Genomic DNA, 25,054 nt, shown 5'->3' on the forward strand with positions numbered 1-25,054 from the left:
CACATTTTACACTTCGCCGATTCGAATCGTATTCTGTATTTGAACCCCAAGCCCGGACAGGGCTTCAAGAGCTTTGCGAATTTCTTTTTCCGGTGATTTTTTCGTAACAAAAGCAATTTCCCCGGGCTTGCTGCCTTTCCGGGTCAGGCGGTCGACGGCACCAAGCTGATTTTCAATATTTTTAAATGCCAGAGTTTCATCCTCCGTCACCGCCCGCACATACATTGCAACGTGATTCTCCAGATAATCCTCCACGTAATCGGGCGAGCCCTCGTCCCAATAAAGATATTTTCTCGCCTTAAAGTGTTTGACACAGTCGATGACATCTGCCACCACGGCGCTGGCTGTGGGGAATTTGCCGGCTCCCTTGCCATAGAAAACCACGTCGCCGGTGGAATCGCCCCGTACCAGAATCCCATTGAAGACATCGTCAACATTGGCAAGCTGACTGTCTCTCGAAAGAAACATCGGACAGACAATCACCTGTATTTTTCCGCTGTCCATCATTTTGACCTGTCCGATCAGCTTAATGACTCCGCCCCATACGTCCGCGTATTCAACATCTTCGAGGCGGATTTTGGAAATCCCCTCGGTATGCACCTGTTCCGGATAAACATGCTTTCCATACGCCAGGGATGCAAGGATGCATATTTTTCTGCAGGCGTCCATTCCCTCTACGTCGGCCGCGGGATTGCGCTCCGCATATCCCAACTTCTGCGCAAGAGCAAGCGTGTCGGCAAATGTTGTTTTCTCCCGAATCATCTTTGTCAGAATGAAATTGGTTGTTCCGTTTAAGATTCCGGCGATTTCAACCACATCGTTCGCCGCAAGGCATTGGCTGATCGGACGGATAATCGGGATTCCTCCGCCGACGCTTGCTTCAAACAAAAAATTTAAATTGTTTTTTTGCGCCAATTCGAGCAGTTCGGCTCCCTTTGCCGCAACCAGCTCTTTGTTCGAAGTAACAACGCTTTTCCCGTTTTCCAGACATTTTTTTACATAGTCAAACGCCGGATGCAGCCCGCCCATCACTTCCACTACTATATGGACGTCCGGATCATTCAGAATTGCATCAAAAGATTTCGTAAAGCTGCGTTCATATGGACTGCCCGGAAAATCCCTTAAATCCAGAATGTATTTTACACGGATCTGTTCCTTTGCACGCCCGGCGATACTGTCAGCATGCTTATCAAGCACCTCCACTACGCCGGAGCCGACAGTGCCGTATCCCATAACCGCTATTTCCACCATTGTCAGCACTCCTTTAACTCTCTCTGCCTTCCCGCATCAGGCTGTTTCGAATCTTCATTTCATTGAAAGACCATTTAAAATGAAAGTCGCCTGACGTTCGGCTGCACAAAACTTTATTGACTAGTTTAACATGAATCGGTCCTCGATTCAACCGTCACGCATAAAAATCATTCATCCGGGCTGATGCTGTCCTGGCGCCACGACTGGTCGTCCGGTTTTGAGACGCCTTGCCGGGAAGAGGCTTTCGAACTGTTTTTATTCCCTTTCGAAGAGGTTTCGGAAGAGTGTGTACCCGATTCCGTGCCGGAATCCGGCTGCTGAGAGGGCAACTCAGGGAAATCGTCGCCGGCTTGCGACGAATCGCCGGTCGACGATGAATTTCCGGCTGCCGATGAGGAACTATCCGTTTCGGAACCGGAGCCCCCGTGGTCTATATTACAGGTTGCCGGCAGTTTGTTAATATCATACCAGCCGGTTTTTGTCTCCGTACAGACACCGGGATTTGCCAGCAGGCCGCTTTCCACGCAGAATTTGAAGGGACGCACGTTCTGATCCAAATCGAATTCTTTCTTTTCCTTCCCCTTCAAGTACTGGGTCATAATGTTTTTCCAAACGGTTTTTGCAACCGGCGTTTCATATTTTGTCAGAACCTTCGGGGTCCGGTAACCGGTCCAGACTCCGGCCACCGCGTAAGGGGTCCCGCCGACGAACCAGCTGTCCTTGTTGTCGTTGGTCGTCCCCGTTTTTCCGAAAACGTCCCATCCGCTGATGTTCGCGGCAATACCCGTGCCATGCGCCATCACATTATTCAGAAGCTTATGCACAACGGTGGCCGCCGAGGAGGATATGGACTGAACCGGAACCTCGTTCCGGTTATCGACAATCACATTGCCGTCGTGATCCTGTATATAATAAAAGGTATAAGGTTTATAAAATTTTCCGCCGTTTCCAAACATCTGGAATCCGGCCGTCATTTCTTTTACCGTAATTCCCTGCGTCATTCCACCGACCGCCATAGCTGCAAGCGTGTTATCGGCGGGTTCCAGCGACGTAAAACCAAGCTTTTCCCTCAGGAAATTAAAACTGACGTTCGGGGTGAGCATTTTGTCAACTTGTACCGACGCTGCGTTATATGACTGTTCCAGCGCTTTTTCCACCGTGATGATACCATGGTATCGATTGTCCCAGTTGGCCGGGCCCGGCTGTCCGTTCTTCCAGTTGGGCAGCGGTTCATCGTTGACAAGGGAAGAGTAATTGATCAGGCCCGCGTTCACCGCCGGCCCGTAAACGGCAAGCGGCTTGATGGAAGACCCCGGCTGCCGCTTTGCATCTGTCGCAAGGTCAAACAAACGGTTGCTTTCCTTTTTGCCCTTGGAACCGACAATCGCAAGAACGCGCCCATTGTAATCCATCGCGACATACCCGCCCTGAAGATTCGGGTAAGCGGAAGGAAATGTCTTTCCGTCGTTGAAAACATTCTCCGCAGTTTCTTGCAGGTCCGAATTCACAGCGGAGTATATTTTAAGTCCCCCGTGGTAAATCATATCGATCGCTTTGTCGGAAGAGCAGCTGTAGGTTTCCATCAGACTGTTTTTAACGTCTTCAAACACCGCCTCCGTATACCAGTTCCAGACCGAATTTTCATCCACAACGTCTTCGGCTTTCTTGCCGACGAATTTCATGTTTTCGGATTCCTTTACGGCTGCCTGATATTCTTCGTCCGTGATTTTCCCCTGATCGTGCATCGCCTTCAAAACCGTCTGCTGACGATCTTTGTTTTTTTCGGGATGGGTCAGCGGAGAATAGGCTGTAGGATTTTGTGTGATGCCCGCAATGGCCGCGCACTGGGCGATATCGCAGTCCTGAATATTCTTACCAAAATACAAATTTGCGGCAGTCTGAACGCCGTTGCATCCGCTTCCGAAAGGGACGACGTTTAAATAAGCGCCAAGGATCTCTTCTTTGGAATATTTTTTCTCCAGATTAAGCGCGCGGAAAATTTCCTTTACCTTGCGCGTCAGGCTGACCTCATTGTCACCCGTAATATTTTTAATCAGCTGCTGGGTAATAGTCGAGCCGCCATAGCTGCCGCCGTTGGACTGAAAAATGTCGAAAAGATTAATGGCCGCTCCGAAAGTCCGCTTCCAGTCGACCCCCTTATGCTCCCAGAAACGCTTGTCCTCAATGGCGACGATCGCGTCCTTCATCGCCTTCGGAATTTTATCGTAATCCACCCAGATACGATTTTCACTGCTGTAGAGGCTTTGATATTTTACAGGATTCGACGCGTCGTCGTTTGGTCCGTTCACATAAATAAAACTGGTATAGTTGAGCTGCAGTTTATGAAGATCGTAATCGACCGATTCATTCTTCATGCTGTAAATGTACGAAAAAAGAGACACGGAAACAATGGCCCCCGCGATCACAAAAACGGTAATTATCGTTGTTATGCACCGAAGAATCATTTTAAAAACAGATTTAGCGGTTGAAACGTTCTCCTTGTCCACGTTCCGACCGCCAGCATATTTACTGATGTCGGTTTTTCTCATCCATACCACCCCCTTATATCATAATATTTGCTGTTTTTTCAATTGAATGAATAAGTTACCAAATTTTTCAAATAATATTCACAGAGGTGATCTATTTGAAAAAAACTTCTATGCTCCTGCTCTGCGTGATTGCCCTGCTGACTGTTTTGGTCGTTTTGGGGCTTCCGCATTGGAACCGGCAGTCCGGATCCAGCTCCGCGCCCGATTCGACCGCGTCAAGTAATTTTACCTCAATTGAGCCTTCAAGTCAAGAAAGCAGCGCTATTATCGCCGCAGCAAGCAGACAGAACGAGGATTTATATATTGTCAGGGAATTTGACGGGCACATTGGAGTATTCCGTGAAGGGGACAAGCTCCCCTTTGAAGAAATTGACATCGACGTAAGTATCTTTCCCGAAGAGGACCAAAAGCTTCTTCACGACGGCATACAGGCCAGGGGCACCGCGGAACTCACCCGTGTAATTGAAGACTATGAAGGCTGACGGCAGAAAAAAACGGACTCCGCCCAAAAAAGCGGAGTCCGTTTGCTGTGTCTCTTTCTCAGATGGAAATGCGATGCGCAATCTCATACAGGTTTTTGTCAAACACGCGCTTCATGTTAAGTGCTTCAGAAATATCCAGATCCACAATTTTGCCGCCCTGCATTACAATTACGCGGTTCCCCTTGCCCTTGTAAAGCAGAGTCGCCGCAACCGAACCCATTTCGCTGCCGACCACACGGTCGCGCAGAGTCGGCGATCCGCCGCGCTGAACATGACCAAGGATGGTTGCTCTGGACTCGATGCCGGTGGCTTCCTGAATGTCCTGCGCCAGTTTTTCGACTCCCCCGACGCCCTCCGCAACAATGATGATAAAATGCTTTTTCCCTGTTTTCTGGGTAAAGCGCATGCGTTCGATAATGTCTTTCTGAAAATCGTACGGAACCTCCGGAACAAGAATGCTTGTGGCGCCAACCGCAATACCCGCCTGCAGAGCGATATCTCCGCATCGGCGGCCCATGACCTGAACAACGCTGCAGCGGTCGTGCGATTCCATTGTATCCCTGAGCCGGTCCACCATTTGGACGGCGGTATTCATCGCCGTGTCGAACCCGATGGTGTACTCGCTGGAAGCAATGTCGTTGTCGATGGTCCCCGGAATTCCAATGCAGCGGATTCCGGACTCCGTCAAATCCCTTGCCCCGCGGAAGGAACCGTCACCGCCGATTACCACTACTCCGTCGATTCCAAGGCTGCGGCAGGTGGAAGCCGCCTGCTGAACACCGGCGGGCGTATTGAATTCCGGACTGCGGGCCGTATATAAAATAGTACCCCCGCGGTGGATGATATCGGAAACGCTCCTTAGGTTCATTTCAACAACTTCTCCGCTGAGAAGACCGTTAAAACCGCGTTGAATTCCCATTACCCTCACGCCGTGGGACAGGCCCGTGCGAACAACCGCACGCACGGCAGCATTCATGCCGGGCGCGTCTCCGCCGCTCGTCAAGACGGCGATTGCCTTTGAAGACATATTCAAATCCCTCCAAATTAACGTAAACTACAAATCATTATGTCTCTATAGTTATTATAATCGAAAGGATCCGCCGTTATCAACCGAAAGATATGGACGGAAGTTTCCGTTATATGGATAATTGTTTCTAATCCTCCACAATCGCCACATTTTTTTCGCCAAGCAGCTTTTTCAGCTCGCGAAGCAGAACATCATTCAAACCGACACGCATGGAAAGCGGCGCATGAAACAGCCGGCGGGAATCCGCAAAAAAAACATACAGCGGAGTGGATCCGTCAAAAACGGCAAGGTACTTTTTCGCCTTCTCATACTGCGGACTGTCTTCTCCCGGCACCTTTAAATACAAGCCCGGCGGGCTTGTTCTGCCGGAAGAACGTCCTGCTTCGCCCGGCGCGGATGAAACCGGTTTGACGGATTCGCAGATCAGCTTGGGGTCCTCGTCCTCGCGGATGCTGACACGTGCCTGGATCAGAAGGATTTTTCCCTCCGCAATCCATTCCGCGTATTCGGAAAGGGTTCTTGGAAACACCAGCATTTCCAACGAACCGAACATGTCCTCCACCGTCGCAAAGGCCATCGTGCTGTCACTTTTGGTCACTTTGACGCGAACTTTGGTCAGGATTCCAAGCACGGTAATCCGCTGCCCGTCCTTCATCGCGCCGCTGCCGTCCTGCGCGCCCTCCAGCACGTCGCTGAGCCGCGTCGCGTGCAGTTTCTCATACGCATCCGCATACTCCGCCATCGGATGTCCGGACAAATAAAGACCGGTAACCTCTTTCTCCATCGAAAGCTTGTCGGAAGCCGGAAGGTCCGGCAGGTCGTCCAATCTGAATTCTTCCGTCCCGGTTTTCGCGGAGGAATCGAAAAAACCGATCTGCCCTTCGACATTCCGCTTTTTATCGGCGTCAAGGTAGTCGAGAACGGAATCGGAGCCGGAAAGCATTTGCCTGCGGTTGGCGCCGAGGCCGTCCAGCGCCCCGCATTTTATTAGGCTTTCCAAGGTTCTGCGGTTCATACCGTCGTACACGCGGCGGACAAAATCAAAGAAGGACCTGTATTTTCCCCGCTCCTCCCTCTCGCTTACAAGTCCGTCGATGAATCCTCGCCCGAGGTTTCGCACCGCCAGCAGGCCGAAACGAATGTCCTTTCCGGATACGGTAAATCCGGCGGCGCTTTCATTGACATGGGGCGGCAGCACGCGGATTCCCAGGCGCAGGCATTCCGCGATATAGGCGGAGAGCTTATTGTTGTTGTCCAGCACGCTGGTCATCAGCGCGGCCATATATTGACGGGGATAATGGCATTTGAGCCATGCGGTCTGATAGCTGAGGAAGGCATAGGCCGCCGCGTGCGATTTATTGAACGCGTAGGAGGCAAAGCTCTCCATTTCGCTGAACACCGCTCGCGCCGTCTGTTCGTCGACGCCGCGCCGCGCGCAGCCTTCCACCTCCACATTTCCGTTTTCATCCGTCAGGCCGTGCAGAAAGATTTCGCGTTCCCGTTCCATTACGTCCTTCTTCTTTTTGCTCATCGCGCGGCGGACGATATCCGCTCTGCCGAGCGAGTAGCCCGCAAGGGTGCGAAAAACCTGCATCACCTGTTCCTGGTACACAATACAGCCGTAGGTGACGTCCAGAATCCCCTTTAAGAGCGGATGGCGGTAAGTCACCTTGGCGGGATTGTGCCGGTTTTCAATATAGCGCGGAATCGACTCCATCGGCCCCGGCCGGTAAAGCGAGATCACGGCGATCAGGTCCTCGATCTTTTCCGGCCCGAGCTGCGCGATCACATTCCGCATTCCCCCCGATTCAAACTGAAACACGCCGTCCGTCTTTCCCTCGGAGAGCATTCGGTAAACCTCAGGATCATCAAGCGGGATGTCCTCCATTCTGAATCCGGGCTGTTTTTCCGCGATCATCTCTTCCGCGTCGTGAATCACGGAAAGGTTCCTCAGCCCGAGAAAATCCATCTTTAAAAGGCCGAGTTCCTCCAGCGTCGTCATCGTGTACTGGGTGACGATAGAATCCCCGTTTTTTGCAAGCGGGACATACTCCGCAACCGGCCGGTCCGTGATCACCACGCCGGCGGCATGTGTGGAGGCGTTGCGCGGCATGCCCTCCAGCTGACGGGCCATGTCGATCAGCGCGTGGACCTGCGGATCCGTATCGTACCGCTGCCGGAATTCGCCGGAAGCCTGCAGGGCCTTGTCCAGCGTAATGTTCAGCTCCGACGGAACCAGCTTGGCGATGGTATCCACCTGCGCGTAGGGAATCGCCATCGCCCGTCCGACGTCCCGGATGGAACCGCGGGCCGCCATGGTTCCGAACGTCACGATCTGTGCAACGTGATCCGCGCCGTATTTCCGCACGACGTAATCGATCATTTCCGGCCTGCGCTCATCCGAAAAATCGATGTCGAAGTCCGGCATGGAGACACGTTCCGGATTCAGGAACCGTTCGAACAGCAGATTGTATCGGATCGGGTCGATTCCCGTGATTCCGATGCAATAGGCGGCAAGACTTCCCGCGCCGGACCCTCTGCCCGGGCCTACGGGGATTCCGGCCTCTTTCGCATAGCGCACAAAGTCGTGTACAATCAGATAGTAGTTGACATAACCCATTTTTTCGATGGTGTCCAGCTCATATTCCAGGCGATCCACGATGGTTTGATCCGGTTGCTCCCCATAATGCCGGTGCAGACCCTCATAGCACCGCTCGCGGAAATACGCGGTGTTCTCCTGCCCGTTCGGGGTTTCAAACCGGGGCAGCTTTGTTTTGCCGAACTCGAACTCCACGTTGCAGCGTTCCGCGATTTTCACGGTGTTGTCCGCCGCTTCCGGGCAATCCGGGAACAGCGCGCGCATTTCCTCCTCCGTTTTGAAATAAAACTGGTCGCTTCCGAACTCCATGCCGTCCTTGTCCTCAACGGTATGGTTCGTCTGGATGCAAAGCAGGATGCGGTGCATCGCGCTGTCCTGCGGACTGATGTAGTGGCAGTCGTTCGTTATTACAAGCGGGATTCCCGTTTCCCGGGAAATCTGTCGGATGGAGGGGTTCACCAGCTTCTGCTCCCGCAGTCCGTGATCCTGAAGCTCCAGATAAAAGTTTCCCCTGCCGAAAATCTCATCGTACCGCAGAGCGGCAGACTTTGCCCCGTCATAATCGCCCGCGGTCAAATTGCGCGGAATTTCACCGGCCAGACACGCGGAGAGGGCAATCAGTCCTTCATGGTACTGCCGGAGCAGTTCAAAATCGACGCGCGGCTTGGAGTAAAAGCCCTCCGTCCACGAACGGGAGACCAGAGCGATCAGGTTCTGATAGCCGGTGTTGTTCTCGCAAAGCAGAACCAGATGCCGGTGTTCGGAGTCCAGACCGTGAACCCGGTCAAAACGGGTGCGCTGCGCAACATATACTTCGCAGCCGATAATCGGCTTAATCCCCCGTTTTTTCGCGGCCTTATAAAAGTCGACCGCGCCGTACATGACGCCGTGGTCCGTTACCGCGACCGCCGGTGCGCCGCGCTCCGCCGCGGTATCGACCAGCCGTTTGATGCGGCAGGCTCCGTCCAGAAGGCTGTATTCGCTGTGTACATGCAGATGGACGAACAAAACGCCCCTCCTCCTTGCTTTTAAAAGTTATCGTGCGGGTTCGTTCCGCATACGGTTCAGATACCGCTTCGTATAAGGACAGGCGGCAATACACCGACCGCAAAGCGTAATTTCCTGATGAAGCTTCTCCGCCGCCAGCTTTCTCGCGGCCTTGCGGCAGGCCAGAGGATCGAAGAATTCGTCCCGGTCCATGCCGACGTGCCAGAGTCTGCCGGAAACCGCATGTCCGGGGCAGGCCCGCCCGCAGGCCGTACAGGACCCGCAGCGGGATTCGTCAATCGGTTCGGCACAGGAAAGAGGAGCATCCGTTGTCAGGGACGACAGACGAACCGCCGGACCGAATTGCTCGGTTACCAGCAGCGCGCATTTCCCGATCCAGCCGATTCCCGCCCGCGTTGCAACCGTTTTATGGGGAAGCGCGGTGCGATAATTTCCGAATTCCCTGACCGCCGCCGTCGTCTGACTCCGTGCCCGGTATCCGCTCCTGGTCAGGTAATCCGCGCCGGCCGCCACAATTCGGTCCAGTCGTCGGTTCAGCTCAAAATAAGCGTCGTAGTAAATCCCCGCAGGGCCGTTCGGAAGCGAGGCGATCACCTCCGCCGGAAGCGAAACGGCGACCGACACGCCGAGCGGCAGTTCCTCCGGGGCCGCGGCGGCCAGGCTGCCGACGCCCGCAAGCTCCGCGCCCTCTGAAAAAAGAATTTCTCTCAGTTCCTTATTAAGATCAATCATGGCTCTCGCCTTCTGTTGCCGGCAGGCGGTCTGCAAGTTCCATTATCCGGCGAAGCCTGTGATTAACCCCGGAACGGCTCAGCGGCGGGTCCAGCTTCTGCCCCAGCTCCCGCAGGGACAAATCCGGGTTCCGGTATCGAAGAATCGCCAGCTCCCTCAGTTCCTCCGGCAGCGCCGATACGCCGCCGCCCGCAAATATCTTTTTCAGCGCCATCAGCTGTCCCGCGGCGGCGGAAGCGGTTTTTTCTATATTGGCGGCTTCGAAATTCGTCTTGCGGTTGACATTGTTCCGGACTTCTTTGAGCATGCGGACCTGAATCAGCTCCATGGCGGCGTTTCCGGCTCCAAGAAACGTCAGCAGATCTGAAACATGCTCGCTCCCCTTCAGATAAACAACATAAGAGCCCTTTCGGTTCAACATTCCCGGGTTTACATCCAGTTCGAAAATGTCTGTCAGGAACGCGGTGAGGTCGCGGGCAAGGTTCCGGTAAGGGACTACAAATTCCAGCCGGTAATCCCTGGATGGGTCGGTAACAGTACCGCAGGAAAGGAACGCTCCCCGCAGAAAGGCGGAGCGGCAGCAATCATTTTCCAGATTGGCAAGGTTGATCCGCAGGCTGATTTCCCTGCCGGTATGGCCAAGTTGATTAAGCACCTGCTCAATCTGATTTTCCCCGGGAACCGAAACCGTATAGGCGCTTTTCCGGTCTCCTTTGCGCGGAGATACGGACACGTCCGCAAAGGCGCCGGTTATTCCGGCCGTTAGCTCCGCGGCGCGTCTGGCCGTCTCTCTGTTCTCCGTCGTCAAAGTGATGGACTGCGCCGAAAAACATCTGCCAAAAAGCAGAAGGCCGTAACATTCCGCTTTTCGGCAGCAGTCCGCCGCCTGGATGCGGCACAGTTCTGTTTTGGTATTCGAAGAAAACGACATGGCTTCCTCCCGGATTTTATTGTTTCTGGATATCCCGGTGATTGACGCTTGTCCGCAGGTTCTGCTGCAGCAAATGGTTGTAGAGAAGCTCCGCGAGCGTTACGGAACGATGGTGCCCGCCGGTGCAGCCTATTGCAACGACAAGCTGGCTTTTTCCTTCTCCGCAATAGAGCGGTATCATGTAGTCGATGAGGTCCATGAATCGCCGGACAAAGCCCTTGGTCTGGTCCCATTTCATGACATAGCTGCGAACCGGTTCATCCAGCCCCGTCAGATTTTTCAGTTCCTCCACATAATAGGGATTCGGAAGGCAGCGGACGTCAAAAACAAGGTCCGCCTCGGCCGGCACGCCGTATTTGAACCCAAAGGAAATACAGTGGATCATCAGCGCGTCGGAGGCATCCCCCAGAAACAGGCCGGAAATCCGCTTTTTCAGCTGCGCGGGGGAAAGCAGCGAAGTGTCAATGACATAATCCGCCCGTTCCTTCACAAGCCGAAGCACGTCGCGTTCCAGCCGGACGGCCTGATCCAGAGAGCCAAGACAGTTGTCGGCAAGCGGGTGCTTGCGCCGTGTTTCTTTAAACCGGTTGACCAGAACATAATCGTTCGCGTCCAAGAAAAGCACCTTGTAATCCTTGCCGTCGGATTTCATCTGATCCAGCGTTTCCAGAAGACTGGAGAACATGTCGCCTCCCCGGATATCCGTCACGACCGCGACATGCGAGAGGGTTCCCTTTGCCTGCCGGGAAAGCTCATAAAAGGTCGGGATCAGCTTTGGGGGAATATTGTCAGCACAGTAGAAACCGATGTCCTCCAGCGCATCCATCGCGCGGGATTTTCCCGCTCCGGAAAGTCCGGTTACGATTAAAAACTCCATAAGATCCTCCGGGTTATCAGCCAATTTGTTTCACTTCGCATTCCAGTCGGACGCCGGCTTCACGGTAAACGGTTTCCTGGATCAGTTCAATCAGCCGAAGCACGTCGCCGCAGGTGGCCCCGCCGGAATTCACAATAAAACCGGCGTGCTTCTCGCTGACCATGGCCCCGCCGACGCGCCGTCCCTTCAGCCCGCACTGTTCAATCAGAGTCCCCGCGTAGTGGCCGGGCGGACGTTTAAAAATGCTGCCGGCGCTGGGCACTTCAAGCGGCTGTTTGGATTTTCTCCGGTCATACAGTTCCTGCATCGTGGAGGAGATCTGTTCCGGGTCGCCCGGGCTCAGCTTCAGGCGAAGAGAAGTAATGATAGATCCGTTTCCGGAATAGGCGCTTCTGCGGTAGCCGTACTGAAGATCCCCGCCCCGCAGGATTCCCGCCTCTCCCGTCTGAGTCACGTGGCTGCACGCGGTAATTACTTCGCTCATGGAGTGATCGTACGCCCCGGCGTTCATAAATGCCGCGCCGCCCGCGGAGCCGGGGATTCCCCACGCGAATTCAAGGCCCGTCAGAGAATGATTTTTTGCAAAATTGCATAAGCCGGCAAGAGAAATTCCCGCCCCGCATTCCAGTTCATTTTCACCGCACGGCTCAATTCTCTGAAATCCTTTGCCCAGAGAAACAACGCTTCCCCTGATTCCCGCGTCGCTGACCAAAAGGTTCGACCCGTTGCCAAGGGGATACAGCTTTATGCCGAGATCCCACGATTTACGGGATACTTCCCGAAGCGCGGACTTATCATTCACAATGAGGAACAAATCTGCCGGGCCGCCGATTCGGAACGTTGTATGGCGGCTCATCGGTTCGTTTCGATACGTTTCGCATCCAAGCGAACGTGCAGATTTCTCAAGCTCTTCCAGAAAATCCAACAGTTCGTCCTCCTTTTCTTCAGGCCGGGTCGGAAAGCACTTTGGTATATTGCCTCAGATAGTCGCAGAAACGCTCAACGCTTGAGTTTACGACCAGCTCCTCCGGAAATTCAATCTCCCGAAGCAGTTGAAGAGAACGGTCGAAACGCCCGACCTGAGCGGAGAAATGCGCGTCCGAATTAACAATAACAGGCACATCGTGCTTTTTGCACAGCTCCATGATTCTGGTGCAGTTCGGGACAGAATCACTTCTTCCCGTAAAAGTAGCCTCGTTCAGCTCGACCAGTTTGCCGTTTTCGGCAAATATCGGCAGGACCGTTTCATAATCGTAACGATACAGCTCCGAACCGCTGTGACCGATGACCCGGATCAGCGGATTTTGGGCTACGCCCAGCCACGCGTTTGTCACCTTTTCCACCGTGGGGGCCTTGTCCCTCATGGCGACTTCGTGCATGGACGCCACCACCCAGTCAAGAGTCGAAACGTCCTCCGGGTTCAAATCGGTACCGCCGTCAAAATCCGTTACATCGGCTTCTTCGCCCCGAAGGACCAGAACATGTTCCATCTCTCTTGGCAAAACTCTTAAATTGTGAAAATACCAACGGCCGGGCGCGCCGGGCATCTCCTGTCCGTGATCGGTAACCGCAATGGCGAACAGCCCCCGTTCCGCCGCGGCGTGAACCATCTCGGAAAGTGTGCTGTAAGCGTGAGTGGATGCAATCGTGTGTGTGTGGGTGTCCGCAATCAGATTCATGGTTCCCGCCTTTCTAAAAGTTCAGTTCAAGTTTTTTTTCCGACTCCTGCATCACGGAAAGATCCATGCCCAGATTACTGAGCAGTTCTTCCGCCGCATTATATCCCATTTTTTTCTGCCGGTTATTCATCGCGGCGACTTCTATGATAATGGCAAGGTTTCTGCCCGGTTTGACCGGGATGGTCAGAACAGGCACCTTGATTCCCAGTATTTCGGTAAATTCGCTGTCGATTCCCATGCGGTCATAGATTTTCTGATTATCCCAGATTTCCAGATTGATGACCATATCGATTTTTTCAGAAACTTTTACAGCGCCCATGCCGAAAATCCTGCGGGCGTTGATAATACCTATGCCCCTGAGCTCAATAAAATGCTTGATGTTATCCGGCGCTTCGCCGACCAGCGACTTGGCGGAAACCCGCTTAATCGTCACCGCATCGTCTGCGATCAGACGATGCCCGCGCTTGATCAGCTCGATCGCCGTCTCGCTTTTGCCGACACCGCTGTCGCCGACCAGCAAAATCCCTTCGCCGTACACTTCCACCAAAACGCCGTGCCGCGTGATGCGGGGCGCCAGTTCCACATTCATGAAAGAAACGAGCGCGGCCACCAGGCTGGAGGTGGTCTCCGCCGTGCTGAGCAGCGGCACGGCATTTTCCCTTACCGCTTCCAAAAGCTCCGGCAGAGGTTTCAGTCCGCGGGCAATGATAGCAGCCGGCGGTTTCTGCGAAAAAATAGCGTTTAAGACGTCTTTCCGCTTCTGCGACGAAATGGAGTTCAGAAAAGCGGATTCTGCATTGCCGAAAATTAAAATACGGGTGGTGTCATAAAAGTCGTAAAAGCCGTTCAGTTCCAAGCCCGGCCGGTTTACATCCATTGACGAAATAAGAATTTCGTCCGGTTCACAGGGCATACTGATTACATTCAGTGACAATTCTTTCATCACTTTTGAGAGCGGCACGGTGTATTTTGCAGACATGCTACTACCTGCTTTCCAGTTGTTTTAAAAATATTATATCTCAAAAGCTCCAAACTTTAAAGCAATTCAGAAAAAAACAGGCCGGCGCACTTTCGAGGCGCCGACCATTTCGAAATTCTAACGTTTTCTTTTTTTACCCTTGGGTTTTTGTTTCGTCCCAGAAGCCTGCCCGGTGGTTCCGTTCTTCTGCTCCAAAACAGCCGGTTCGTCCGACTGAGCGGAAGGCAGCTCCACCGGCTTAGAGTCCGCCGCCTTTGCTTCCGTCTGTCTGGCGGACGACAGCTTGGAGGCTTTTTCTTTCGTTTTGTGCTGTTCCCACATGACGTAAAGCGGGCCCGCTATGCAGATGGAGGAATACGCGCCGCTCACCACGCCGACCATCATCGGCAAAGCAAACGTAGTGACGCTGGTCAGATGATAGAAGCTGCCGACCACGAATACCACCGCAACGGCGATAAAGGTGCTGAGGGCCGTATAAACCGAGCGGGTAAAGGTCTGGTTGATGCTGATGTTAACCAGAGAATCGTAACCCGCCTTCAGGCCGAGCAGCCTTCGATTCTCACGGATTCGGTCGTACACCACAACGGTATCGTTCAGCGAATAACCCAAAACGGTTAAAACCACCGCAATAAAGTTGGCGTCAAGCGGAATCCGGAAAAGAACGAAAGTGAAATAAACCATCGACACGTCGTGCAGCAGGGCCACAATTCCGAACACAGCCGCCGCCGTGCCGCCGATTTTGCGGAAACGGACCGCAATATAGAGATCCAGAAGCAGAAACGCAATCAATACCGCGACCATGCATTTCAGGAAGAAGCTCTGCCCCATAGTCGGATTCACCGAGTTTGACTCGACAATCTGGAAATCCGCTTTTGGATATTCCTTATTCAAAGCCGTCTGGATCGCCTTTTGATTATCAGGCGTCATGGACTCGGTTCCGGCAAAGGAAAGGGTTACGTTGTTCAGCGTCTCGCCGCCGGACGCGGATTTAATGTTCTGGCTGACTGCCGCGGAAACACTGCGGTTTACCGTATTATGAACGACGCTTTCTATTTTCGCTGCGTCGACATCGCCGGAATAAGAGTACTTGATCATGGCGCCGCCCTTGAAGTTGATATCCAGCTTGACGCCGAAAACAATGTTAAAAATCAAACCGACAGCAATAATTCCAAGGGAAATCGCGAAGAAAATCTTTCGATTTTCATAAAATTTCATGTGAAAATTTCTCATTCCTTCGGCCCTCCATACAACCATTTACCCCGTGTAAAGCCTGAAAGGGATTTCGACATCATTCTTGTCGTAAACACGCCGAACACAAAGTTGGCGATGATCCCGATCAGGAGCGTATAACCGAAAGAATAGATCGTGCCGGTGGTTGAAACTCCAAAAATCGAAGATAGAATATTGGTTGGGCCAAACACCAGCATCAGAAGGATCGCAACGATTGCGGTCGTGATATTTCCGTCGAAAATCGCGGAAAAGCTGTTCTTGTCGCCGATCGTAATCGCCGTCGACAGCGTTTTTCCGGCCCAAAGTTCTTCCTTAATGCGCGTTGCCGTAATGATGTTCGCGTCGACGCCCATACCGATGGAAAGAATGATACCGGCGATGCCCGGCAGAGTCATGGTAAAACTGTTGACAAACGGGAAATACCCGGAAACCGCCGCAAACATCAGCGCAACCTGACCGAGCAGAGAAATCACCGCGACAAAACCCTGCAGGCGGAAAACAAAGATCATCAGCAGAGCAATCAGGGTAAAAGCAATAATCCCCGCCATCATCATGGCGTTCAAAGACGATTTTCCGAGAGTCGGGTTAATCGTGTTCAGGCCGGTCGTGGTCAGTTTAAACGGCATGGAGCCCGCATTGATCTTGTTGGCGAGCGAGGAGGCCTCCGCCGCGGTAAAGCCGTTCGGCGAATTGATGACGCAGTTGCCGTCCGGAATCTCTTCATCGACCGTCGGCGCCGAGATTCTCGTGTCGTCCATCCAGATTGAAATGGTCTGACCGACCAGCCGCTTTGTTGCATCCGCAAATTTTTTGGTGCCGCTGTCGCTCAGCTTCAGAGCAATCTGATAAGTTGACTTGCCGGTTGTTTTATCGGTAGTCAGCTCCGGTTTGGCGCTCACCACATCGCTGCCCTGCAGGATGATGTTGGTCGCCGTTGTGCCCTTCGGCGTTTTGTAGACGGGTTGTCCATCCGAACCGGTTGTCTCGGTCGTGTAATCCCCGCCCTCGCGGAACGTTACAAGAGCGGTCGCGGAAAGCTCGTCGATCGCGGTCTGCGGGTCAAACGTTTTTTCGTCGCTTTTCCACGGAAAACGAACGATGATGCGGTCGTGGTTATAATCGGTATAGACCTCATAGTCGGTGATGTTGTTGTTCACCAGCCTGAGTTTAATAATCGATTCGGCCGAATCCATTTGTTCTTTGGTAGCTTTTGCTCCTGTGGCCGGCGAAAAAGTCGCCTCCACACCGCCGTTAATATCGATTCCCCATCTGATATCCCCGACCCCCTTCACATAGGTGGTCGTATTATCCCCGTTTTTCCCCTTAATACCGAAAATAGAGGTATAGGTTAAAAGCAGGATGAGGAGGGCGACGATGAAAAACACCGGTTTTGGTACTCGCTTCATGCGTGAATCCTCCAATATGTTGGTTTTCCGCGAATTTCGCAGACGTACAACATTAATTATATTGTTGTAACTCCAAAATGTCAATCAATTTCATGGCATAATTCGTTGCTATCCTCCATAAAAATAAGGGAGGGATTTTGATCCCTCCCGCACAAATAGATCCTCCTTTTGCTTCCTGATACGGAATGGCGAAAAAGAGGATTTTTTATGTTCCGTTTACGGATTCAGAAGTTTCTCCGCAGCAGCCAGCCGTACGCAGAGGCAGAACAAATCCACCGCCTGACGCAGCTCCTGGACGGGAGGATAAGTGGGTGCGACGCGGATATTGCAGTCGTTCGGATCCTTGCCGTACGGATAAGTCGCGCCGGCGCCCGTAAGCTTTACCCCGGCCTGGCCGCAAAGCTCAACGACCCGCTTTGCACATCCGTTCATGACGTCGACACTGATAAAATAGCCGCCGTTCGGTTTCGTCCAGGACGCGATCCCTTCGCCGGAAAGCTCTTCGTTCAGCTTATTGAGCACCGTTTCGAACTTTGGAACCAGCAGCGCACGATGGCGGGCCATATGAGCGCGGACTCCGTCGAGATTTTTCAGGAAACGGACGTGGCGAAGCTGATTCAGCTTATCCGGACCGATCGTCTGGAACGAATAGCGGTTTTTCAGCACTTTAAAATCATCGTCGCCCGCCGCCATTGCGGCAATACCGGCGCCGGGAAATGTGATTTTACTGGTTGAGGCAAAGAAGAAAGCAAGATTTCGGTTGCCCTTGTGTTCACATTCCTTCCAAAGGCTCAGCAAACAGTCCGGCTCCTCTGTCAGATCATGGACGCAATAAGCATTATCCCAGAAAATGCGGAAATCTTTCGCAGCCGGCTTCAGCCCGGCGAAACGGCGGACAACTTCATCGGAAAAAGTGATTCCGGTTGGGTTCTGATATTTCGGCACGCACCAGATTCCCTTTACGGTGGAATCCTGAACCAGCTCTTCGACAACGTCCATGTCGGGGCCTTCCGGCGTCATCGGAACAGCAACCAGTTCAAAGCCGAAATACTCCGTTACGGCGAAATGTCTGTCATAACCCGGGGAAGGGCAGAGAAATTTCAGATGCTTCTGCCCGCCCCAGGGCGCACAGCCCGAAAAGCCGTGCGTCATGCCGCAGGCAACGGTATCGAACATCATATTCAGACTTGAATTTCCTCCGATGATAACATTCCCCTCAGGAACCTCCATCATCGCGGCCATCAGCCGTCGCATTTCCGGAAGGCCGAGCGGCCCGCCGTAATTACGGCAATCCTCGCCGGTTTCGGAAACCATTTCCGCAGACGAATTGACCAGATCGAGCATTTGAACGGACAGCTCCAGCTGGTTTGAACCCGGCTTTCCGCGGGCCATATTCAGGTTTAGCTTCAGATCCCGAAAACGGCGGTAACGCTCCAGCAGTTCCGCGTATAAACGCTCCAGTTCCGTTTTCGGCATTGATTGAAAATTCAAGATGCGCATCTCCTTCAGCAAAATGCAGAATATCGATTCAAGCACTATCTATTTTAATATATGATCGCAGATATTGCAAGTTAAATCTTTATCTCCTGCATTTCATAAGGTCTTACGCACTGAGCACCAGGGATTATTTACTTTATGTACTGCGCCAGTTCCGAGTCAACCTTCTGGATATGGTTCAGAAGCCAGTCCATTAAAAAATAGTTGGTTTTCGAAATTGTGGCAATGTTCGCACCGTTATTTTGAATCTCGCTTTTTAACTCCGCAATTTTACCGGTAAAGAAATCGTGGAGCTTCTTATGCTCCTCCACTTTCGGGTAAGCACTGGCGCGCTGCAGCTTTTCTTCGTCGCCGAAATGCTTAATCGTATAACTCTCGAGAAATTCGACCGTGCTGATCAGTTCCTCTTTTCCATGCCCCTGATTGCAGGCCGCCAGCAGTTTGTCAATCCGGTCGCAGAGCTCCCTGTGCTCGCTGTCTATTAACGATACGCCGATTTTCAGGTTTTCATTCCACATCATAATAGATTACCCCCAAACGATTATAGTTGTTTTTGATTAAAACTCCGCGGAGCCCGTTGTGCGCGGGAACGGGATTACGTCGCGAATGTTGGAAATACCGGTCAGGTACATGACAAGGCGTTCAAAGCCAAGGCCGTAGCCGGAATGCTTGGCGCCGCCGTAACGGCGAAGATCGAGGTACCAGCGATATGCGTCTTTATTCATCCCGGTTTCCCGCAGTCTGCGCTCCAGAACATCCAGACGCTCTTCGCGCTGACTGCCGCCGATGATTTCGCCGATCCCGGGGACCAGCAGGTCAACGGCGGCAACGGTTTTGCCGTCGTCGTTCAAGCGCATGTAAAACGCCTTGATCTCTTTTGGATAATCCGTGACAAAGACCGGTTTTTTGAACACCTGCTCGGTTAAATAGCGTTCGTGCTCGGTCTGCAGGTCGGAACCCCACTCCACCTGATAATCAAAGCGTCCGTTTTCCTTTTTCAGGATTTCAATCGCATCCGAATAAGTAACCCGCGCGAAATCGGAATTTGCTACATGGTTCAGACGGTCCAGCAGGCCCTTGTCGATAAACTGATTGCAAAAAGCGAGGTCATCCGGGCACTTCTCCATTACAGCGCGAATCACGCTGCGGATCATGTCCTGGGCAAGCGCCATATTGTCATCCAGGTCGGCAAAAGCGACCTCAGGTTCAATCATCCAGAATTCGGCGGCGTGGCGCTGCGTATAAGAGCGTTCGGCGCGGAACGTCGGGCCAAACGTATAAACCTTTCCGAACGCCATCGCCATGCATTCCGCTTCCAGCTGACCGGAAACCGTCAGCGAGGTGTGCCCGCCGAAAAAATCCTTTGAAAAATCGACGGCGCCGTTTTCACGCCGGGGCAGCCGGTCAAGGTCAAAAGCGGTTACGGTAAACATTTCGCCGGCGCCCTCCGCGTCGCTTCCGGTAATCAGGGGCGTGTGAACATAAACGAACCCGCGCTCCTGAAAAAAGGTATGAATCGCATACGCCGCCGCCGAGCGAATCCGGAACGCGGCGCTGAAGGTATTGGTCCGCGGGCGAAGATGGGCCACCGTGCGCAGATATTCCAGCGAATGCCTTTTTTTCTGAAGCGGATAATCGGGGGTCGAAGCGCCTTCCACGCATAGTTCCGCCGCATGAATCTCCAACGGCTGTTTTGCCTGCGGAGTGAGGACCACGGTGCCCGTTACGGAAACCGCCGTCCCCACGTTCAGTCGGGCCACCTCCTTATAGTTCCCTATTTTTCCGTCCTCAAAAACAATCTGAACCCCTTTAAAACCGCTGCCGTCGTTCAGATCGATAAATCCCAGCGCTTTGGAATCGCGAATCGTGCGAACCCACCCGCACACAGTTACGGTTTTTCCTTCCAACGTTCCGGACTTTCGATATAAGTCGGCGATATCTATTTTTTCCAAATTCCCCGATCCTCCTGTTAAAAATCGATAACTATCATCATTTTATATCAATATTTTCCAAACCGCAAGGCTAAAAAACATTTTTTCGCCCAATCCCAAATTTTATACAGGAGGGGGTTGATTTTTTAAGAAAGGTTCGTTATAATAGTAAAGCCGGTCGGGAAAAGCCGGCCGATGTGCCAGTTGGAGAGGTATTCTAATTGGTAAGGAGCCACATTGGAAATGTGGTGCACCGCAAGGTGTTGCGTGTTCGAGTCACGTCCTCTCCGCCATACAGTGAAGTCCCGGAAGTCCGCATTTATGCGGCTTCCGGGACTTTTGTTTTTATGTGCAGCTTCGATTTGGTTCTTGCGGTTCTTTTCATTAAATATTGCTATCTTTTCGCCTCTACGAAACACAGATTTCGGGAAGAACAAAAATCGCGAGCAAAATAGGGATGTATGCCTCATGGCAAAACAGCCGAAAACCAAAGCTTCTCCGTAAGTGGATGTTCATGTACAGGAATTTGTCGATATGACCGCGCCATCCGTCATTAAATTCAACACTGCCCATTTTGTCTGAAGCAATACTTACGGACGCTTTGGAAATACAAGGCATGGTAGTTTTAGACAATGAAAAAACAATGGGAAACCGACGGGTTCATCGGCTTCCCATTGTTTTCATGATAGGAATACAGTCCAACATTATGACTAGATTTTGTTTAGAACCACATTGCTTTTTCATCTCTAAATTGAGGGTTTAAGCTACTTTGGTAAGGGTCGTAGTTATTTATATTGCAACCAAATTCTTTTAAAAAACATATTTTGGTTCCTTGCGTCCACTCGATAAGCGAAATCCCGTCGAATGCCTCAATTTTACCATCGTTCATAGTATTCTTGAAATACCAATCGACTATAGTTTGATTTTGTTTATGAAAGTACTGTTTAATATTCCAAACAAGCACAGTTCCACGGGTATTCCATTCGGTAAACCAATGCTTTATTTTTTCAGAGCCTTTATATTGGGGCCCCCAACTTTCAATATAGATTGCATCATCCGAAAAAATATCTGTAATTCCCAAGTCCTTCTTTTGTAGCCACATATCAAACCAAAGCTTAATAATCTTTTCTTTGTTTTCCATGATAATCCTCACTTAACCTCCTAGATATCTGCCTGTTATATTAGCGATAAAATTGCTGTCTGTATATATAATGTAATTTTGTATATGCCTATTATAGCATGTTTGACCCCAAGAATGACAGCGCCGTCACTGATAAAGCTCTCGGATCATGTGAATCTCCAGCCCTCAGAAGCCTGTCGAATGGATACAAACATCTGGTATACTCCATCTTGATTGATTAGTTCTTTATGCGTACCTTTCTGCACAATTTGACCATTGTCAACAACAAGAATTTGATCTGCATTTTCAATAGTAGCAAGGCGATGAGCAATTGTTATAATGGTTTTTCCATGAGTTAGGGATGATATGGCTGCCTGTATCTCATGCTCATTTTCCGGATCAACGCTGGCCGTGGCTTCATCCAGTATAATAATCGGTGCATTTTTTAACATGGCACGCGCGATGGAAATACGCTGTTTTTCACCACCTGACAAAGTTCCGCCGCCTTCTCCAATTACAGTATCATATCCATCTGGAAGCGAAGAAATAAAATCGTGGCATCTGGCAGACTTCGAAGCAGCAAGAATTTCTGTCTCTGTCGCTCCCTGCTTTCCAAATTTGATATTATTCCGGATGGTGTCATGAAAGAGGTACACGTTCTGAAATACCATTGATATGTTTTTCAACAGGCTGTCGCAGGTCATTTGTCGTATATCGACTCCACCTATGGATATCGCTCCTTTTTGAGGATCATAAAATCTAGTCAGCAAGCTGCAAATTGTACTTTTCCCGCTGCCAGACGGGCCGACAATCGCAGTCACAGTGTTTTGCGGAATCGTAAAAGATATATCATGTAGGATTTCCCGTTCTCCATATCCGAAAGAAACATGGAGATAGTCCACATTATAATTCTTTAAAATAATATCCTGCCCGTCAGAATCTATAAACCCCGCCTTTTCCAAATCGGATAATTTGTCCATGGCGGAATTGATGACCGGTAGGATATGAGCCGCTTCATTCATGGGTTCAACACTTCCGAAAATGGTAAATGAAAACATTGCGATCATAATAAATTCCGATAAGGACAAAGTTCCATTCAATGTTTGCCATGCGGTAACAAGAACAAGTGCTACAGCTGCGATTTTTAGCAAGAACAGATGCAGACAAGTCCACGGAACAAACCCGAATTCACTTTGAATCCGCAGCTTCTTATTATCTTTGCAGGCTCGATGAAACCGCTCTGCCGATGCCCCTTGCTGCCCAAAGGACTTCACAATCGGCAACCCGCGCACATACTCAATAGAGGCACCTGATAAGTTTTCCTGCGCCTGGTGAGTAACTGTGGCAGTCCGGAAGCTCTCCTGACTGACGTGATGCAGGGCAAATGCCGAGAGCAAAATTCCAACTGCACAAATGAGCGCAGCAGGGGGTGAATAAATTGCGATACAGCAAACAATAACAACTGCCTGAATATAGCCATTTACGACTGTATCAATCATCTTCATGCCCTGAAGCTCCAGCGTGGAAAGTTCAGTGGTAACTGCTGCCAATATGTCGCCTGAATGATGCTCTGCAAAATACCCTAACGAAACCCGTTTCAATATATCGCCAATATGAATACGCTGCTTTGCCGCCACTTCATATCCGATACTTTCCTGCAATTTATTTTTCCAATAGGAAAACAGAAACCGCAGAAAAACAAGGATTAAAACTGCTAAAAGACAGGTCCAAACAAGGTTTGTTTTTATTGTTTCCTGCCCATAGCTGTCTTTTATCACAAGATCCAGCGCCCATGCCGCCAGTATTACCGGCCCGGCAGTAAATCCCGCCGCCAAAAAGGAACATACAAAGCCTAGATATAACCGGGTCTTATACTCGCTTGCCCATTTCATAATGCGTCTAACCGTTTTAAACATATTCCGTCGCCTCTTTCTCTGAAAATATTGATTCCGAGGCTCCTACCGCCCAATTCTTTGCTCCTACATGAGCCTTCCACATGCTGCGGTATAACGAACAACGAGTTAACAGTTCCCGCTGTGTTCCTATGTCTACAATGTTACCTTTTTCAAGCACCACAATTTGATCCGCATTTTGAATGGTAGACAAGCGATGCGCAATGACCAGTAAGGTTTTATCTTTGGCAAGAGCCATAAGCGAGCGCTGTAATTTATCCTCGTTTTCGGGATCGGTAAATGCTGTAGCTTCGTCCAGAATAATGATTGGAGCGTTTTTTAAAATAGCACGGGCAATTGAAATACGCTGGCGCTCTCCGCCAGAAAGCAATTTACCTGCGTCACCGGCAGTAGTATCCCATCCCATATCCAAACGCGCTATAAATTCATCACACTGCGCCGCTTCAGCTGCCTTTTCAACCTCTGCGTCAGCAGCATTCGGCCGACCGAGTCGGATGTTCTCTTTTAAGGAACAATCAAATAAAAAGTTATCCTGTGAAACAAAACTGATCATTTCAGAGAGTTGTTTCAGCGGTATCTGCCGAATGTCTTTTCCTCCGATCTCAATAGAACCGCCGCTGACATCCCAAAATCGCGCAAGCAATTTGGCAATGGTAGACTTGCCCCCTCCGGATGGGCCAACCAGTGCGGTAAAACTTCCTTCCCGCAAATCTAAATTTATATTTTTTAAAATGGAATTGTTTTGATGCCCTGTATAAGAAAAACTTACATTTTTCATTTTGACATTTGTATTTTCGATAGCAACCCTTGCGGCTGACTCCGGAAGCTCTGCAAGATGGAGCATCTCATATGCATCCTTTACCGCAAAAGCCATACCTTTTATTTCTTCAATAAATTGCATCACTTTCAACATCGGCCCCACAATTCCTAATGCCAATAGAAAACACAAGGTTAATTCCTGTGGAGAGAGAGCTTCGTTTAAATAGAGTGCAATTCCAACCGGAAGGGTTCCAAGTAATGTCGTAGGCAAAATAGACAGACCCAAGTTCATTTCTTTCCATGTGCTTTGGAACCAAGCCATTGTAGAGTTCTTAAAAGAGTCTACTGCTCCGACAAACTTGCCGTAAGAATCTGTCGTCTGATTAAAGGTCTTGACAACTTCAATTCCCTCCACATACTCTACAATTACGCTATTGACTTTGTCGTTCGCAGCCATATAGTTGGCATATTGTTTATCATAGGACTTCATGCCAATCAAAATGGGAATCAAAGCCACCGGAATTGTGACAAGCGCTGCCAGTCCCATACGCCAATCCATTAAAAAAAGCGCAGCTATTACTGCAAGCGATAAAAGCACATTGGAAGAAAGCTCTGGAATCAAATGCGCTAATGGCGGTTCAATACTTTCCACCCGATCGACAATAATATTTTTAATATTTCCAATTGATCTGCTTTGCACAGCGCCTAACGGGGCACGCATCAATCGATCCGCAATTTTTTTACGGATATTTTCTAAAATAGTATAGGCAGCTGTATGAGAAAGTGATGTTGAAATCCCATAGCATACGATCTTGACCAGATATCCGGCAATACAAAAACCACTCCATATCAGTACAGCGTGCCAATCGATATTTTTTTCAATGAACCGTTTTATAATTTGATAAATTCCCAAGTAGGGCGCAAGGCCTCCCGCTACACTGAGAACCGCACATAGCACGGATACACTCAGCTTTCCTTTACATTCAGATGCAAAGCCAAAAAGCACCTTCCACCAGGCTTTTTCTTTCTGTTTCACGATAATACCTCCAGAAAAAACCGACTAATGCCGTTAGCCGGCTTTTTT

The 25,054-nt window shown here is 50.8% G+C and carries 19 protein-coding genes and 1 tRNA gene; 2 read left to right on the plus strand and 18 right to left on the minus strand.

The window, feature by feature from the left end:
* Positions 1 to 6 precede the first annotated feature (6 nt).
* Together HCR03_RS05455 and HCR03_RS05460 are read right to left on the minus strand one after the other, a co-directional pair.
* Complete coding sequence (locus HCR03_RS05455) at positions 7 to 1,251, minus strand: homoserine dehydrogenase (protein WP_187037019.1); 1,245 nt, start codon at positions 1,249 to 1,251, stop codon at positions 7 to 9.
* Positions 1,252 to 1,418: 167 nt separating this feature from the next.
* Complete coding sequence (locus HCR03_RS05460; protein ID WP_066648036.1) at positions 1,419 to 3,800, minus strand: transglycosylase domain-containing protein; 2,382 nt, start codon at positions 3,798 to 3,800, stop codon at positions 1,419 to 1,421.
* Positions 3,801 to 3,895: 95 nt separating this feature from the next.
* On the opposite strand from HCR03_RS05460, the gene HCR03_RS05465 reads away from it, so the two are divergent.
* Positions 3,896 to 4,282, plus strand: coding sequence for a hypothetical protein (locus tag HCR03_RS05465; RefSeq protein WP_066648038.1), 387 nt, complete (start codon positions 3,896 to 3,898; stop codon positions 4,280 to 4,282).
* Between the two features lie 58 nt (positions 4,283 to 4,340).
* Here the strand turns inward: HCR03_RS05465 and pfkA are convergent, their stop codons facing one another.
* The 13 genes from pfkA to asnS form a co-directional block, all read right to left on the minus strand.
* Positions 4,341 to 5,309, minus strand: coding sequence for a 6-phosphofructokinase (pfkA, locus tag HCR03_RS05470; RefSeq protein WP_187037021.1), 969 nt, complete (start codon positions 5,307 to 5,309; stop codon positions 4,341 to 4,343).
* 127 nt (positions 5,310 to 5,436) lie between these two features.
* On the minus strand, positions 5,437 to 8,916 hold the full coding sequence (locus tag HCR03_RS05475) for a DNA polymerase III subunit alpha (RefSeq protein WP_187037023.1): 3,480 nt from the start codon (positions 8,914 to 8,916) through the stop codon (positions 5,437 to 5,439).
* A 27-nt stretch (positions 8,917 to 8,943) separates the two neighbouring features.
* Entirely contained in the window at positions 8,944 to 9,648 is a 705-nt protein-coding gene (locus HCR03_RS05480; protein ID WP_066648044.1) for a 4Fe-4S double cluster binding domain-containing protein, read from the minus strand.
* Positions 9,641 to 10,579: a DNA-binding protein WhiA gene (gene whiA, locus HCR03_RS05485; protein ID WP_066648050.1), complete on the minus strand. Its 939-nt coding sequence runs from the start codon at positions 10,577 to 10,579 to the stop codon at positions 9,641 to 9,643. Before whiA ends, HCR03_RS05480 begins: the two co-directional genes overlap by 8 nt.
* Positions 10,580 to 10,595: 16 nt before the next feature.
* Complete coding sequence (rapZ, locus tag HCR03_RS05490) at positions 10,596 to 11,456, minus strand: RNase adapter RapZ (protein ID WP_066648052.1); 861 nt, start codon at positions 11,454 to 11,456, stop codon at positions 10,596 to 10,598.
* A 16-nt stretch (positions 11,457 to 11,472) separates the two neighbouring features.
* Positions 11,473 to 12,381: a UDP-N-acetylmuramate dehydrogenase gene (gene murB / locus HCR03_RS05495; RefSeq protein ID WP_066648055.1), complete on the minus strand. Its 909-nt coding sequence runs from the start codon at positions 12,379 to 12,381 to the stop codon at positions 11,473 to 11,475.
* A 19-nt stretch (positions 12,382 to 12,400) separates the two neighbouring features.
* Positions 12,401 to 13,135, minus strand: a complete 735-nt coding sequence (locus HCR03_RS05500; protein WP_066648058.1) for a phosphatase — start codon at positions 13,133 to 13,135, stop codon at positions 12,401 to 12,403.
* A 13-nt stretch (positions 13,136 to 13,148) separates the two neighbouring features.
* The gene (gene hprK, locus HCR03_RS05505; protein WP_066648060.1) at positions 13,149 to 14,114 is read right to left on the minus strand and encodes an HPr(Ser) kinase/phosphatase; all 966 of its coding nucleotides are present in this window, start codon (positions 14,112 to 14,114) and stop codon (positions 13,149 to 13,151) included.
* A 117-nt stretch (positions 14,115 to 14,231) separates the two neighbouring features.
* The gene (gene secF / locus HCR03_RS05510) at positions 14,232 to 15,344 is read right to left on the minus strand and encodes a protein translocase subunit SecF (protein ID WP_066648063.1); all 1,113 of its coding nucleotides are present in this window, start codon (positions 15,342 to 15,344) and stop codon (positions 14,232 to 14,234) included.
* Positions 15,341 to 16,750 carry a preprotein translocase subunit SecD gene (locus HCR03_RS05515; protein ID WP_066648066.1) on the minus strand — a complete coding sequence of 470 codons (1,410 nt, stop codon included), beginning with the start codon at positions 16,748 to 16,750 and terminating at the stop codon, positions 15,341 to 15,343. The genes secF and HCR03_RS05515 overlap by 4 nt, the downstream gene beginning before the upstream one ends.
* Before the next feature lie 216 nt (positions 16,751 to 16,966).
* Entirely contained in the window at positions 16,967 to 18,244 is a 1,278-nt protein-coding gene (locus tag HCR03_RS05520) for an aminotransferase class I/II-fold pyridoxal phosphate-dependent enzyme (RefSeq protein ID WP_407926855.1), read from the minus strand.
* A gap of 134 nt (positions 18,245 to 18,378) precedes the next feature.
* Positions 18,379 to 18,768 carry a bacteriohemerythrin gene (locus HCR03_RS05525; RefSeq protein WP_066648072.1) on the minus strand — a complete coding sequence of 130 codons (390 nt, stop codon included), beginning with the start codon at positions 18,766 to 18,768 and terminating at the stop codon, positions 18,379 to 18,381.
* Positions 18,769 to 18,804: 36 nt separating this feature from the next.
* Positions 18,805 to 20,199: an asparagine--tRNA ligase gene (gene asnS, locus HCR03_RS05530; protein WP_187037025.1), complete on the minus strand. Its 1,395-nt coding sequence runs from the start codon at positions 20,197 to 20,199 to the stop codon at positions 18,805 to 18,807.
* A 185-nt stretch (positions 20,200 to 20,384) separates the two neighbouring features.
* Here asnS and HCR03_RS05535 point away from each other — a divergent pair.
* Positions 20,385 to 20,471: transfer RNA gene (locus tag HCR03_RS05535), tRNA-Ser, on the plus strand.
* A 428-nt stretch (positions 20,472 to 20,899) separates the two neighbouring features.
* Here HCR03_RS05535 and HCR03_RS05540 read toward each other — a convergent pair.
* From HCR03_RS05540 to HCR03_RS05550, 3 genes are all read right to left on the minus strand, one after another.
* Positions 20,900 to 21,319, minus strand: a complete 420-nt coding sequence (locus HCR03_RS05540; RefSeq protein WP_156990132.1) for a nuclear transport factor 2 family protein — start codon at positions 21,317 to 21,319, stop codon at positions 20,900 to 20,902.
* 146 nt (positions 21,320 to 21,465) lie between these two features.
* The gene (locus HCR03_RS05545) at positions 21,466 to 23,214 is read right to left on the minus strand and encodes an ABC transporter ATP-binding protein (protein WP_187037026.1); all 1,749 of its coding nucleotides are present in this window, start codon (positions 23,212 to 23,214) and stop codon (positions 21,466 to 21,468) included.
* Positions 23,207 to 25,006 carry an ABC transporter ATP-binding protein gene (locus HCR03_RS05550; protein WP_187037028.1) on the minus strand — a complete coding sequence of 600 codons (1,800 nt, stop codon included), beginning with the start codon at positions 25,004 to 25,006 and terminating at the stop codon, positions 23,207 to 23,209. The genes HCR03_RS05545 and HCR03_RS05550 overlap by 8 nt, the downstream gene beginning before the upstream one ends.
* Positions 25,007 to 25,054: the final 48 nt, after the last annotated feature.

The sequence above is a fragment of the Caproicibacter fermentans genome (genome assembly GCF_014303955.1).
Classification (GTDB): Bacteria; Bacillota; Clostridia; order Oscillospirales; family Acutalibacteraceae; genus Caproicibacter; species Caproicibacter fermentans.